The 12,938-nt window shown below is 63.8% G+C and carries 13 protein-coding genes and 1 tRNA gene; 13 read left to right on the top strand and 1 reads right to left on the bottom strand.

Going from position 1 to position 12,938, the window contains the following annotated elements:
* Nucleotides 1–98: 98 nt before the first annotated feature.
* The gene (locus AC07PE_RS00935; protein ID WP_498760776.1) at nt 99–437 is read left to right on the top strand and encodes a KGG domain-containing protein; all 339 of its coding nucleotides are present in this window, start codon (nt 99–101) and stop codon (nt 435–437) included.
* A gap of 99 nt (nt 438–536) precedes the next feature.
* On the opposite strand, the gene AC07PE_RS00930 is transcribed toward AC07PE_RS00935, so the two are convergent.
* Complete coding sequence (locus tag AC07PE_RS00930; RefSeq protein WP_498760775.1) at nt 537–1,862, bottom strand: SGNH/GDSL hydrolase family protein; 1,326 nt, start codon at nt 1,860–1,862, stop codon at nt 537–539.
* Nucleotides 1,863–2,123: 261 nt separating this feature from the next.
* On the opposite strand from AC07PE_RS00930, the gene AC07PE_RS00925 reads away from it, so the two are divergent.
* The 12 genes from AC07PE_RS00925 to nuoH all read left to right on the top strand — a co-directional run bounded on the left by AC07PE_RS00925 (nt 2,124) and on the right by nuoH (nt 12,937).
* Nucleotides 2,124–3,110 carry an NAD(P)H-quinone oxidoreductase gene (locus AC07PE_RS00925; RefSeq protein WP_498760774.1) on the top strand — a complete coding sequence of 329 codons (987 nt, stop codon included), beginning with the start codon at nt 2,124–2,126 and terminating at the stop codon, nt 3,108–3,110.
* A 116-nt stretch (nt 3,111–3,226) separates the two neighbouring features.
* Nucleotides 3,227–3,973 (top strand): triose-phosphate isomerase, encoded by a 747-nt coding sequence (gene tpiA / locus AC07PE_RS00920; protein ID WP_498760773.1) that lies wholly within the window; start codon nt 3,227–3,229, stop codon nt 3,971–3,973.
* Between the two features lie 52 nt (nt 3,974–4,025).
* Nucleotides 4,026–4,472 (top strand): preprotein translocase subunit SecG, encoded by a 447-nt coding sequence (gene secG, locus AC07PE_RS00915; protein WP_498760772.1) that lies wholly within the window; start codon nt 4,026–4,028, stop codon nt 4,470–4,472.
* A 237-nt stretch (nt 4,473–4,709) separates the two neighbouring features.
* A tRNA-Leu gene (locus AC07PE_RS00910) sits at nt 4,710–4,794 on the top strand.
* A 202-nt stretch (nt 4,795–4,996) separates the two neighbouring features.
* A complete protein-coding gene (locus AC07PE_RS00905) occupies nt 4,997–5,356 on the top strand; it encodes an NADH-quinone oxidoreductase subunit A (protein ID WP_230029838.1) in 360 nt (119 codons plus the stop codon).
* 3 nt (nt 5,357–5,359) lie between these two features.
* Nucleotides 5,360–5,836: a NuoB/complex I 20 kDa subunit family protein gene (locus AC07PE_RS00900; RefSeq protein WP_135190173.1), complete on the top strand. Its 477-nt coding sequence runs from the start codon at nt 5,360–5,362 to the stop codon at nt 5,834–5,836.
* 18 nt (nt 5,837–5,854) lie between these two features.
* Nucleotides 5,855–6,448 carry an NADH-quinone oxidoreductase subunit C gene (locus tag AC07PE_RS00895; protein ID WP_230029837.1) on the top strand — a complete coding sequence of 198 codons (594 nt, stop codon included), beginning with the start codon at nt 5,855–5,857 and terminating at the stop codon, nt 6,446–6,448.
* The gene (locus AC07PE_RS00890) at nt 6,448–7,701 is read left to right on the top strand and encodes an NADH-quinone oxidoreductase subunit D (protein ID WP_498760771.1); all 1,254 of its coding nucleotides are present in this window, start codon (nt 6,448–6,450) and stop codon (nt 7,699–7,701) included. The genes AC07PE_RS00895 and AC07PE_RS00890 overlap by 1 nt, the downstream gene beginning before the upstream one ends.
* 21 nt (nt 7,702–7,722) lie before the next feature.
* Nucleotides 7,723–8,199: an NADH-quinone oxidoreductase subunit NuoE gene (gene nuoE / locus AC07PE_RS00885; RefSeq protein ID WP_498760770.1), complete on the top strand. Its 477-nt coding sequence runs from the start codon at nt 7,723–7,725 to the stop codon at nt 8,197–8,199.
* Nucleotides 8,196–9,491, top strand: coding sequence for an NADH-quinone oxidoreductase subunit NuoF (gene nuoF, locus AC07PE_RS00880; RefSeq protein ID WP_498760769.1), 1,296 nt, complete (start codon nt 8,196–8,198; stop codon nt 9,489–9,491). The genes nuoE and nuoF overlap by 4 nt, the downstream gene beginning before the upstream one ends.
* Nucleotides 9,492–9,512: 21 nt before the next feature.
* Complete coding sequence (nuoG, locus tag AC07PE_RS00875; RefSeq protein WP_498760768.1) at nt 9,513–11,849, top strand: NADH-quinone oxidoreductase subunit NuoG; 2,337 nt, start codon at nt 9,513–9,515, stop codon at nt 11,847–11,849.
* 5 nt (nt 11,850–11,854) lie between these two features.
* Complete coding sequence (nuoH, locus tag AC07PE_RS00870; RefSeq protein WP_498760767.1) at nt 11,855–12,937, top strand: NADH-quinone oxidoreductase subunit NuoH; 1,083 nt, start codon at nt 11,855–11,857, stop codon at nt 12,935–12,937.
* The last annotated feature ends 1 nt before the right edge of the window (nt 12,938 follow it).

Raw genomic sequence — 12,938 nt, 5'->3', positions numbered from 1 at the left:
TGTTGGTGGGCGGACGCAGCCATGGCGTCTACCATGATGATGTCTCAGCTAGTTTTTAGACGAGCTGGAGCATAAACCGACTATCACTGGAGGTAATCATGGCATCGAATAACCAAGGCGGCGGCAACAAGGGCAACAACCAGAGCGATACCAGCAACCGCGGTTTCGCCTCGATGGACCCGCAGAAGCAGCGCGAAATCGCATCCGAAGGCGGCAAGGCCGCCCACGCATCCGGCAATGCCCACGAGTTCAATTCGGAAGAGGCGCGCCGTGCCGGCTCGATGAGCCACAAGAACGACGGCAACAGCCAGAGCCAGAACCGGGGCGCCAGCCAGCAGAGCGGCGGCGGCCAGGGCAGTGGCGGCGGCACCCGCGGCGGCTCGCCCGAGCAGCATGCGAAGGCCGGGCAGCAGAGCCACAAGAACGACAAGAAGTAAAAGTTAGCGGCAACCGACGTCATTCCCGCGGACGCGGGAATCCATGCTGAGTTGGCTAAAGACGCTCAGCATGGATTCCCGCCTTCGCGGGAATGACGTTTACTCTTTCGTCGCTTGAGACGCCTTCAGATACGCCGCCCCCAGCGAAAGGAACAACTCCAGCGGCACCGCATTCCCCATCGCCTGGTATCCCAAATCGTTCGGATGCAGGTGATCGCCGCTGTCATACGCCGGCAGGAAGCGCGTCGGATGGGCAGGGTCGCGCGTCACGCGGTCGAAGTCGATCACGGCGTCGAACTCGTCGCTCGAACGGATCCAGTTGTTGACGGCCTGGCGCACCACGTCCTTCTCCGGCGAGTAATAACCGGCGCCCTCGAACGGGGTCAGGGTCGTGCCATACACGGCGATGCCCTTGGCGTGCGCACGCGCGATCACCTGGCGGTAGCCGGCAATCAAGTCGTCGGCCGAGACGGGATTCGTGGCCGAGCTGTTGCCGATGTCGTTAATGCCGATCATCAGGGTCATGTAGCGCACCCCGGCCGTGGCCAGCACGTCGCGGTCGAAGCGTTCCTGGATGTTGCGGCCGGCCAGCGAGCCTTCCGGCGGATTCGACAGCAGGCGGTTGCCGCTGATGCCGCGGTTGACCACGCCCAGGCGGGTGTTGATGCCCTGGATCGGGTCGCGCACGGTCTGCAGGCGCCGCGCCAGCCAGTCGGGCCAGCGGTTGTTGGTATCGGGCGTGCTGCGGGTGCCGTCGGTGATCGAGTCGCCCAGGGTGACGATGGCGGCGCCGCCCGCGGCCTGGCCGCCGTCGACGTCGACCTCGGCTAGGTACGGCCAGGACAGGATCGTGCGCTGGGTCGGCAGCGAGGCCGCGCCCGTGAAGTCGCCTGGCAGCGAGACATAGTTGGTCTGGCTGGCGGTGCCGTGGATGGTGTTTGCGCCGACCGTACCCGGCAGATACAGGCTGATCGCCAGGTCGGACAGTGCCGGCACGTTCAGGTCGACCGGATCGGAGAGCACCGGCGCGCCCGGCGGGATCGTGATCGAGGCGTTGCCGCTGAAGGTCAGCGGACGGTCGGTGCCGGCCTGGATGTCGGCCCCACTCGCCCTCAGCGCGATGTGTGCGGCGGCTATGCGCAGCGGCGTGCCGCCCATCTCGTTCGACAGGCGGATCCGGACCCGGGTCCCGCCGATACTGGTGTGCACGATCAGGCGCACGGTCTGGTCGGTGAACATCTGCGTGTTGGCCGGCAGCGGCGGGCCGCCCGGGCCCGCGCCCCAGGTGCCGACCCAGCGCTCGGTGGGCCAGTTCTGGGCTTGCGCGCCGGGCGGCGCGACGGCGAGGGTGGTCGCCAGCGCCAGGCCGGCGATGAGAAAGGTGCGTCGCCCGGCGTCCAGCAGGGCAGGAAAGCTCAGCTTCATGATGCGCTCCTTGGCTATGGTCATGCGGTATGCATGAGCCTGCTGAGCCAATCTAGCAGCCTCGACTGTGACAACAAGGCGGGCCGGCCCTTTTGTTGAGCTGGCGCTAACCCGCGTCGCATTTTGGATGCAACTCAGCATTAAGTTGCGTGGTGATAGCGTTATCAGCAATCTTTGCGCGACCGTTCGCTTGGTGACGGGTTGCCGGTGGCGTACAATTGACACTTATTTAACAGGCGTTTCCGCGCCCGAGAGCCAGCCATGCGCGCCATCGAAATCACCCAGCCCGGCAGTCCTGAAGTGCTGCAGCCCTGCGAGCGTCCGCTGCCCGTCCTGAAGGCCGGCGAAGTATTGATCCGCGCGCTGGCCGCCGGCGTCAACCGTCCGGACGTGTTCCAGCGCCTCGGCCAGTATCCGGTGCCGCCGGGCGCCTCCGACCTGCCGGGCCTGGAAGTGGCCGGCGAAATCGTCGACGGCGATCTGAAAGACAGCGGCTTTAAAAAGGGCGACCTGGTGTGCGCGCTGGTTCAGGGCGGCGGCTATGCCGAATACTGCGCGGCGCCACTGGAACAATGCCTGCCGGCGCCGAAGGGCCTGAGCCCGCTCGAAGCCGCCTCGCTGCCCGAGACCTTCTTTACCGTGTGGAGCAACGTGTTCCAGCGCTCGGCACTGCAGCCGGGCGAGACCCTGCTGGTGCAGGGCGGCAGCTCGGGCATCGGCGTGACCGCGATCCAGCTCGCCGCGGCCATGGGCCACCGCGTGTTCGCCACCGCCGGCAGCGAGGACAAATGCCGCGCCTGCGAACAGCTGGGCGCCGAGCGCGCCATCAATTACAGGACCGAAGATTTTTCGGCCATCGTCAAGGAACTGACGGGCGGGAAGGGCGTCGACGTCATCCTCGACATGGTCGGCGGTGACTACATCAAGCGCGAAATCGCCTGCCTGGCCGACGACGGCCGCATCAACCTGATCGCACTGCTGGGCGGCGCCCGCACCGAGGTCGACCTGGGCCAGGTGCTGCGCCGCCGCCTGACGATCACCGGCTCGACCCTGCGCCCGCGCCCGGTCGCCTTCAAGGCACAGATCGCACGCGAATTGCGCGAACGCGTCTGGCCGCTCATCGAGGCCGGCAAAATCAGGCCGGTGATCCATCGCGTGTTCCCGCTGGCCCAGGCGGCCGAAGCCCACGCGCTGATGGAGAGCAGCGCCCACGTCGGCAAGATCATGCTCGATGTCGCCGCTGCCTGACAAAGAATACCCACTACTCTGGAAGCAACCATGAATAACATGCACTTGGTCAAGCTTAGTTTGACCGTCCTTTCAACGACCGCTAAAATAGCGGGTTATTTGACCGTGAGGTTCTGATGCGGCCCAAGCTCATCGTAGGCAACTGGAAGATGAACGGCAGCCGCGCAGTCAATGCAGCGCTGCTCGAGGGCATCGCGGCGGGACTGGACGGCGCCAGGGCATCGTGCGCCGTGTGTGTGCCGGCGCCTTATCTGCACCAGGTCGAAGAAGTTTTGCGCGGCAGCCCGATCGCCTGGGGCGCGCAGGATGTCTCTGCGTATGAAGGCGGCGCCTACACGGGCGAAGTGTGCGCGAAGATGCTGTCCGACTTCGCCTGCCGCTACGTGATCGTCGGCCACTCGGAACGCCGCGCCTACCATGGCGAGAGCAGCGAGCTGGTGGCGAAGAAGGCGATGGCGGTAATGAAAGAAGGCATGACCCCGATCGTCTGCGTCGGCGAAACGCTGGAACAGCGCGAAGCAGGGCAGACCTTCGACGTGGTCGGCGCCCAGCTCGATGCGGTGCTGGAGCTGCTGCCGGTCGACGCCGTCGGCAAGATCGTGGTGGCCTATGAGCCTGTATGGGCAATCGGCACCGGCAGGACGGCGACGCCGGAGATGGCGCAGGAAGTGCATGCCCGCCTGCGCGCGCAACTGAAGGCGCGCAATGCGGAGGCGGCGGACAGCGTGGCCATCCTGTATGGCGGCAGCATGAAGCCGGACAATGCGCGCGAACTGCTGGCGCAGCCCGATATCGATGGCGGCTTGATCGGCGGGGCGGCGTTGAAGGCGCAGGATTTTCTCGCTATTATTCACGCCACCTGAATGCGCCATGAATAAGTATTTGCAACGTAGTTAACCTTGGAATGGAATAATAATGAACGTGTTGTTCAATCTGGTCGTTGTCCTGCAGGTCCTGTCCGCTCTGGCCATCATTGGCCTGGTGCTCGTCCAGCACGGTAAGGGCGCCGACATGGGCGCCGCTTTCGGTTCCGGCGCTTCCGGCAGCCTGTTCGGCGCCAGCGGTTCTTCGAACTTCCTGTCGAAGTCCACCGCCGTCGCCGCAGCGATCTTCTTCGCCTCGACCCTGGCGCTGGCCTACTTCGGCACCAACCGTCCGGCGGCCAGCGTGGGCGGCGGCGTGATGGAGCGCGCTCCGGCGCCTGCCACCGCGCCGGCGAACAACGCGGGCAATGCCGTTCCGAACACCGCCCCGGCACCGGCCGCTGCGCCGGCAGCGCCGGCTGCAACCCAGGACGTCCCGAGCGCCCCGGCTGCTGCAGTTCCGGCTGCTCCGGCGCCGGCACCTGCACCGGCCAAGTAATCGGCCAGGTATCGGCAAATCCGGTCCGCACGGCAATAGCGGGCCCCTCCGTGCAGGCTTGTGCGGGGTGGTGTAGTATCGGCGGGTTCTCTCCGCCAGCAAGCCCTGGCGGCTTCTCGACCCCGCCAGGCTGTGAATACAGCGAAAACAAAGTAGAGAAAAACAGTATTTTCCTTGTGCTAGCGCAATTTGAGCATTGAAAAATAGTGCTAAGGCAGGGTAGAATACTGGTCTCCAGCCGACGTGGTGAAATTGGTAGACACGCTATCTTGAGGGGGTAGTGGCGCAAGCTGTGCGAGTTCGAGTCTCGCCGTCGGCACCAAGATACAGAAGCCAGCTAGGGCGCAGAGCTCCGCTCCTTGCCTTAGCTGGCTTTTTTACGAGGATCTTCAGGGCTCCTGGTGTGGTTTCCAGGAGTCTTGATCGTACGATCCTGGTGGTAGGCATAAAGCCAGGGTTGTTCGATGCGGTGCTGCAGCCATGCAGTGTTTTATCAACCGATCGTTCAATAAGGCTTCTCTGCTGTGAACCTCGAGAATTACTTCCCCGTCCTTTTGTTCCTTCTTGTCGGCATCGGCGTTGGCGTCGCTCCGCAAGTCCTTGGCCGCATCATTGCGCCGCACCGTCCCGACGCTGCCAAGCTGTCGCCGTACGAATGCGGTTTCGAAGCATTCGAAGATGCGCGCATGAAATTCGACGTCCGGTACTACCTGGTCGCGATCCTGTTTATTTTGTTTGATCTGGAAACGGCATTCTTCTTCCCTTGGGGCGTCTCGATGCGCGACCTGGGCTGGCCGGCGTTCGTCACGATGATGGTCTTCATCGCCGAATTCGTCGTCGGTTTCTGGTACATCTGGAAGAAAGGTGCCCTTGATTGGGAATAAGCCATGGCTATTGAAGGCGTTTTAAACGAAGGTTTTGTTACCACCACAGCCGATAAGCTGATCAACTGGGCCCGCACCGGTTCGATGTGGCCGATGACGTTCGGCCTGGCTTGCTGCGCGGTCGAAATGATGCACGCGGGCGCCGCCCGTTACGACCTGGACCGCTTCGGCGTCGTGTTCCGCCCGTCGCCGCGCCAGTCCGACGTGATGATCGTTGCCGGCACCCTGTGCAACAAGATGGCGCCGGCGCTGCGCAAGGTCTACGACCAGATGGCCGAGCCGCGCTGGGTGATCTCGATGGGTTCCTGTGCCAACGGCGGCGGCTACTACCACTACTCGTACTCCGTCGTGCGCGGCTGCGACCGCATCGTGCCGGTCGATGTCTATGTCCCGGGCTGCCCGCCGACCGCTGAAGCTCTGCTGTACGGCATCATCCAGCTCCAGAACAAGATCAAGCGCACCAACACCATCGCGCGATAAAACCAAGCAGCTAACACCATGACGACAAAACTCGAAGTCCTTGAGCTCGCCCTGAAGAATGCGCTCGGCGAGCGCGCCGCCATTTCGTCGGCGCTCGGCGAAGTAACCGTGGTAGTCAAGGCCGCCGACTATCTTGCAGCGATGCAGACCCTGCGCGACGACAAGTCGCTCGCTTTCGAAGAAATGATCGACCTGTGCGGCGTCGACTACCTGAACTACGGCGAAGGTACCTGGGACGGCCTGCGCTTCGCGGTGGTGACCCACCTGCTGTCGATCGAGCACAACTGGCGCGTGCGCGTCCGCGTGTTCTGCCCGGACGACGAGATGCCCCTGGTCCAGTCGATCACCGGCATCTGGCGCAACGCCAACTGGTTCGAGCGCGAAGCGTTCGACCTGTTCGGCATCCTGTTCGAAGGCCACGGCGACCTGCGCCGCATCCTGACCGACTATGGCTTCATCGGCCACCCGTTCCGCAAGGACTTCCCGATTTCGGGCTATGTCGAGATGCGCTACGACCCCGAGCAGAAGCGCGTGATCTACCAACCGGTCACGATCGAACCGCGTGAAAACATTCCGCGCGTGATCCGCGAAGAAACCTACGGGATGAAATAATGGCTGAGCTTAAGAATTACACCCTGAACTTTGGTCCGCAGCACCCGGCAGCGCACGGCGTGCTGCGCCTCGTGCTGGAGCTGGACGGCGAGGTCATCCAGCGCGCCGACCCGCACATCGGCCTGCTGCACCGCGGCACCGAGAAGCTGGCGGAAACCCGCACCTACCTGCAGTCGGTGCCGTACATGGACCGCCTCGACTACGTGTCGATGATGTGCAACGAGCACGGCTACGTGCTGGCGATCGAGAAGCTGCTGGGCATCGAAGCCCCGGTCCGCGCACAGTACATCCGCGTGATGTTCGACGAGATCACCCGCATCCTGAACCACCTGATGTGGCTGGGCGCGCACGCGCTGGACATCGGCGCCATGGGTCCCTTCCTGTACGCCTTCCGCGACCGCGAAGACCTGTTCGACGTCTATGAAGCGGTGTCGGGCGCGCGCATGCACGCGGCCTACTACCGCCCGGGCGGCGTGTACCGCGACCTGCCGGACGTCATGCCGAAGCACAAGCCTTCGCTGGTGCGCAGCCAGCGCGCGGTGGACGAGCTGAACGAGATCCGCCAGGGTTCGGTGCTGGACTTCATCGACGGCTTCACCAAGCGCTTCGACGGCTACGTGGACGAGTACGAGACCCTGCTGACCGACAACCGTATCTGGAAACAGCGTACCGTCGGCATCGGCGTGGTGACCCCGGAAGACGCGAAGGGCATGGGCTTCAGTGGCCCGATGCTGCGCGGCTCGGGCATCGCCTGGGACCTGCGCAAGACCCAGCCGTACGCCGTGTACGACAAGATGGATTTCGACATCCCGGTGGGCACCAACGGCGACTCCTACGACCGCTACCTGGTCCGTATCGAAGAGCTGCGCCAGTCGAACCGCATCATCAAGCAGTGCATCGCCTGGCTGCGTGCGAATCCGGGCCCGGTCATGATCGACAACCACAAGATCGCGCCGCCGTCGCGCGTCGACATGAAGTCGAACATGGAATCGCTGATCCACCACTTCAAGCTGTTCACCGAAGGCTTCCACGTGCCGCCGGGCGAGGCGTATGCCGCCGTCGAGCACCCGAAGGGCGAGTTCGGCATCTACATCGTGTCGGACGGCGCCAACAAGCCCTACCGCCTGAAGATCCGTACCCCGGACTACGTGCACCTGCAGAGCCTGGATGAAATGGCGCGCGGCCACATGATCGCCGACGCCGTGACCATCATCGGTACGCAAGACATCGTGTTCGGTTCGATCGACCGCTAAGTCGAGCAAGGAAGAGAAAAAATGTTATCTGAGCAGTGCTTACAAAAAATCGACCGCGAGCTGGCCAAGTATCCGGCTGACCAGCGCCAGTCGGCCGTGATGGCCTCGCTGGCCCACGCCCAGGTCGAAAAGGGATGGCTGTCGCCGGAAACGATGCAGGAAATCGCCGACTACATCGGCATGCCTGCGATCGCCGTGCAGGAAGTGGCCACCTTCTACAACATGTACAACCTGAAGCCGGTCGGCAAGCACAAGATCACCGTCTGCACCAACCTGCCGTGCGCACTGTCGGGCGGCGAACGCGCCGGCCAGCGCATCAAGGACGCGCTCGGCATCGACTACCGCGGCACCACCGAAGACGGGCAGTTCACCCTGCTCGAAGGCGAGTGCATGGGCGCCTGCGGCGACGCACCCGTCATGCTGGTGAACAACCACCGCATGTGCTCGTTCATGAGCGACGAAAAAATCGACGCCCTGCTGGAGGAACTGAACAAATGACCAGCCTGCACGACCGTCACATCAATCCGCTGATCCTGAAGGATCTAAACGGCGACAACTGGCACCTGGCCGACTACGTCAAGCGTGGCGGCTACTCGGCCCTGCGTAAGATCCTGGAAGAGGGCATCACGCCCGAGCAGATCATTGCCGACCTGAAGACCTCCGGCCTGCGCGGCCGCGGCGGTGCGGGTTTCCCGACCGGCCTGAAGTGGAGCTTCATGCCGCGCCAGTTCCCGGGCCAGAAATACCTCGTCTGCAATACCGACGAAGGCGAGCCGGGTACGTTCAAGGACCGCGACATCATCCGCTACAACCCGCACGCGCTGATCGAAGGCATGGCCATCGGCGCCTACGCGATGGGCATCACCGTGGGCTACAACTACATCCACGGCGAGATCTTCCAGGAATACCTGCGCTTCGAAGAGGCGCTGGAAGAGGCGCGCGCCGCCGGCTTCCTGGGCGATAACATCATGGGTTCGCAGTTCTCGTTCCAGCTGCACGCGCACCACGGTTACGGCGCCTACATCTGCGGCGAAGAAACCGCGCTGCTGGAATCGCTGGAAGGCAAGAAGGGCCAGCCGCGCTTCAAACCGCCGTTCCCGGCCTCGTTCGGCCTGTACGGCAAGCCGACCACCATCAACAACACCGAGACCTTCGCAGCCGTCCCGTTCATCCTGAACATGGGCGCGTCCGACTACATGGCGCTCGGCAAGCCGAACAACGGCGGCACCAAGATCTTCTCGATCTCGGGCGACGTCGAGCGTCCGGGCAACTACGAAGTCCCGCTGGGCACACCGTTCGCCAAGCTGATGGAGCTGGCCGGCGGTATGCGCGGCGGCAAGAAGATCAAGGCGGTCATCCCGGGCGGTTCGTCGGCGCCGGTGATCCGCGGCGAAGTCATGATGGACACCGACCTGGACTACGACTCGATCGCCAAGGCCGGTTCGATGCTCGGTTCGGGCGCCGTGATCGTCATGGACGAGACCCGCTGCATGGTCAAGTCGCTGCTGCGCCTGTCCTACTTCTACTACGAAGAATCGTGCGGCCAGTGCACCCCGTGCCGTGAAGGCACCGGCTGGATGTACCGCATGGTCCACCGTATCGAGCATGGCCAGGGCCGTCCGGAAGACATGGATCTGCTGAACAACATCGCCTTCAACATCAAGGGCCGCACCATCTGCGCCCTGGGCGACGCTGCGGCGATGCCGGTCGAAGCGATGATCAAGAACTTCCGCGAGGAATTCGAATATCACATCGAGCACAAGCACTGCCTCGTGCCCGCATACCTTTAAACCAGGTCAGGTAACGATCAAATGGTTGAAATTGAATTAGACGGCAAGAAAGTAGAAGTCCCGCCAGGTTCCATGGTGATGGACGCCGCGAATAAACTGGGTACCTACATCCCGCACTTCTGCTATCACAAGAAACTGTCGATCGCAGCGAACTGCCGCATGTGCCTGGTCGAAGTGGAAAAAGCACCGAAGGCCATGCCCGCCTGCGCGACTCCGGTCTCGCCGGGCATGATCGTGCGCACCCACAGCGACAAGGCCGTGGCCGCACAGAAGTCGGTCATGGAATTCCTGCTGATTAACCACCCGCTGGATTGCCCGATCTGCGACCAGGGCGGCGAATGCCAGCTGCAGGATCTGGCCGTCGGCTACGGCAAGAGCGGCTCGCGCTACGAAGAAGAAAAGCGCGTGGTGGCGCCGAAGGAAGCCGGCCCGCTGATCTCGATGGAAGAGATGTCGCGCTGCATCCAGTGCACCCGTTGCGTGCGCTTCGGCCAGGAAGTGGCCGGCGTGATGGAATTCGGCATGGTCGGCCGCGGCGAGCACTCGGAGATCACCACCTTCGTCGGCAAGACCGTCGACTCCGAAGTGTCGGGCAACATGATCGACCTGTGCCCGGTCGGCGCGCTGACCTCCAAGCCGTTCCGCTACTCGGCACGTCCGTGGGAACTGCAGCGCCGCCGTTCGGTCTCGCCGCACGACTCGCTGGGCACCAACCTGATCGTCCAGGTCAAGGGCGGCAAGGTCATGCGCGTGCTGCCGCTGGAAAACGAACACATCAACGAGTGCTGGCTGTCCGACAAGGACCGCTTCGCCTATGAAGCGCTGGACAACGCCGACCGCCTGGTCAACCCGATGGTGAAGCAGGACGGCAAGTGGATCGAGACCGACTGGCAGACCGCCCTCGAGTACGTCGCCCACGGCCTGCGCAACATCCGTCACGAGCACGGCGCCGACAACATCGCCGCCATCGCGACCCCGCACTCGACCGTCGAAGAACTGTTCCTGCTGCAGAAGGCCATGCGCGGCTTCGGCATCGAGAACATCGACTTCCGCCTGCGCCAGAGCGACTTCGCGCTGGACGGCACCGTGGTCCCGCACCTGGGCATGCCGATCGCCGAACTGTCGACACTCAAGCGCGTGCTGGTCGTCGGTTCCTTCCTGCGCAAGGACCACCCGCTGGCCGCGACCCGCTTGCGCGCCGCCGTCAAGTCGGGCGCCAAGCTGTCGATCGTCCACGGTTCGGACGACGACAACCTGATCCCGACCACCGGCCGCATGATCGTGTCGCCGTCGGAATGGCTGGCTGCACTGTCCGGCATCGTGGTTGCCGTGGCTGCCGCCAAGGGCATTGCCGCGCCGGCCGGTTTCGAAGGCATCGAGGCAAGCGACGCCGCCAAGGCCATCGCCGCCACCCTGGTCGTGGAACACGCTGCCGACCTGCCGGGCGCCGTCCTGCTGGGTAACGCCGCCGCACAGCATCCGCAAGCGTCGGCACTGCACGCCGCCGCGCAATGGATCGCCGAGCAGACCGGCGCCAAGTTCGGCTACTTCGTCGAAGCGGCGAACACCGTCGGCGGTTACCTGGTCAACGCGACCTCGAAGAATGCAGCGAACCTGTTCGCGCAGCCGAAGAAGGCCTACGTGCTGCTGAACGCCGAGCCGGAACTGGACGCCGCCAACCCGCAGCAAGCCATCAAGGCGCTGCAGGGCGCCGAGATGGTCGTCGCGATGTCGGCCTTCAAGCACGGCATGGACTACGCCGACGTGCTGCTGCCGATCTCGCCGTTCAGCGAGACCGCCGGCACCTTCGTCAACTGCGAAGGCCGCGCACAGAGCTTCAACGGCACCGTCAAGCCGCTGGGCGAGACCCGTCCGGCCTGGAAAGTGCTGCGCGTGCTGGGCAACCTGCTGGGCCTGTCGGGCTTCGACTACGAGAACTCGGAATCGATCCGCGACGAAGCGCTGGGCAAGGGCAACACCGACCTGTCGGCAAAGCTGAACAACGTCGCCAAGCTGGCCCCGACCTCGGCCAAGTTCGGCAACGAAGCGGACCTGAAGCTGGAACGCCTGGCCGACGTGCCGATCTATTTCGCCGACGCCATCGCCCGCCGTTCGGAACCGCTGCTGCGCACCGCCGACGCACAAGCCCCGCTGGCCACCATCTCGCACAAGCTGGCCGAGGTGCTGGGCGTGCAGGCCGGCGACATGGTCACCGTGCAGCAAGGGGAGGGCAGTGCGACCCTGGTGGCCGCCATCGACAAGCGCCTGCCGGCGAATGTCGTGCGCGTGGCCGCTGCTCACCAGCTGACGTCGTCGCTGGGCGCAATGTTCGGTCCGATTTCGATTGAAAAGGCTTAATCAACATGTCGATGCCTGACGTACTCAATAGTTTTTATGCCGGCGGTGAAACCCTGGTAGGTCCGACCGTCTGGACCTTCGCCTGGACGCTGCTGAAAATCGTCTGCGTGCTGCTGCCGCTGATGGGCCTGGTGGCCTATCTCGTGCTGTGGGAGCGCAAGCTGATCGGCTGGATCCACATCCGCGTGGGTCCGAACCGCGTGGGCCCGCTGGGCCTGCTGCAGCCGATCGCCGACGCGCTCAAGCTGCTGCTCAAGGAAATCGTGGTGCCGGCGAAAGCCACCCCGAGCCTGTTCATCATCGGTCCGATCATGACCATCATGCCGGCCCTGGCCGCATGGGCAGTCATTCCCTTCGGCCCGGAATCGGCGCTGGCCAACGTCAACGCCGGCCTGCTGCTGCTGCTGGCGATCACCTCGATGGAAGTCTACGGCATCATCATCGCCGGCTGGGCTTCGAACTCGAAGTACTCGTTCATGGGCGCCATGCGCGCCTCGGCCCAGATGATTTCGTATGAAATCCCGATGGGCTTCGTGATGGTCGTGATCCTGATGGTGTCCGGTTCGCTGAACTTCTCGGACATCGTCGGCGCGCAGACCCGCGGCCATTTCGCCTCGATGGGACTGAGCTTCCTGTCGTGGAACTGGCTGCCGCTGCTGCCGCTGTTCGTCGTCTACATCACCTCCGGCCTGGCCGAGTGCAACCGCCACCCGTTCGACGTGGTGGAAGGCGAATCGGAAATCGTGGCCGGCCACATGGTCGAGTACTCGGGCATGTCCTACGCGATGTTCATGCTGGCCGAATACGCCAACATGATCCTGGTGGCCACCCTGGCATCGATCATGTTCCTGGGCGGCTGGGCTGCACCGTTCTCCTTCCTGGAATTCGGCGCGCTGGGCGGCTTCTTCTGGCTGTTCGCGAAGGCCTTCCTGGTCGTGTCGCTGTTCGTGTGGGTGCGCGGTACCTTCCCGCGTTACCGCTATGACCAGATCATGCGCCTGGGCTGGAAAGTGTTCATCCCGCTGACCCTGGTGTGGCTGGTCCTGGTCGCCGGCGTCATGCAGACGTCGTGGAACCCCTGGAAGTAAA

The organism is Telluria sp. GW821-FHT07G12, assembly GCF_059418525.1.
This window is presented reverse-complemented; position numbering and strand designations above follow the sequence as displayed.

What these genes read in the sequence shown, in the direction of transcription:
- nuoF (WP_498760769.1), top strand. Translation starts at nt 8,196, where the DNA reads ATGACCAGCCTGCACGACCGTCACATCAATCCGCTGATCCTGAAGGAT.
- nuoE (WP_498760770.1), top strand. Translation starts at nt 7,723, where the DNA reads ATGTTATCTGAGCAGTGCTTACAAAAAATCGACCGCGAGCTGGCCAAG.
- AC07PE_RS00895 (WP_230029837.1), top strand. Translation starts at nt 5,855, where the DNA reads ATGACGACAAAACTCGAAGTCCTTGAGCTCGCCCTGAAGAATGCGCTC.
- AC07PE_RS00890 (WP_498760771.1), top strand. Translation starts at nt 6,448, where the DNA reads ATGGCTGAGCTTAAGAATTACACCCTGAACTTTGGTCCGCAGCACCCG.
- AC07PE_RS00930 (WP_498760775.1), bottom strand. Translation starts at nt 1,862, where the DNA reads ATGAAGCTGAGCTTTCCTGCCCTGCTGGACGCCGGGCGACGCACCTTT.
- nuoG (WP_498760768.1), top strand. Translation starts at nt 9,513, where the DNA reads ATGGTTGAAATTGAATTAGACGGCAAGAAAGTAGAAGTCCCGCCAGGT.
- AC07PE_RS00925 (WP_498760774.1), top strand. Translation starts at nt 2,124, where the DNA reads ATGCGCGCCATCGAAATCACCCAGCCCGGCAGTCCTGAAGTGCTGCAG.
- nuoH (WP_498760767.1), top strand. Translation starts at nt 11,855, where the DNA reads ATGTCGATGCCTGACGTACTCAATAGTTTTTATGCCGGCGGTGAAACC.
- AC07PE_RS00935 (WP_498760776.1), top strand. Translation starts at nt 99, where the DNA reads ATGGCATCGAATAACCAAGGCGGCGGCAACAAGGGCAACAACCAGAGC.
- AC07PE_RS00900 (WP_135190173.1), top strand. Translation starts at nt 5,360, where the DNA reads ATGGCTATTGAAGGCGTTTTAAACGAAGGTTTTGTTACCACCACAGCC.
- secG (WP_498760772.1), top strand. Translation starts at nt 4,026, where the DNA reads ATGAACGTGTTGTTCAATCTGGTCGTTGTCCTGCAGGTCCTGTCCGCT.
- tpiA (WP_498760773.1), top strand. Translation starts at nt 3,227, where the DNA reads ATGCGGCCCAAGCTCATCGTAGGCAACTGGAAGATGAACGGCAGCCGC.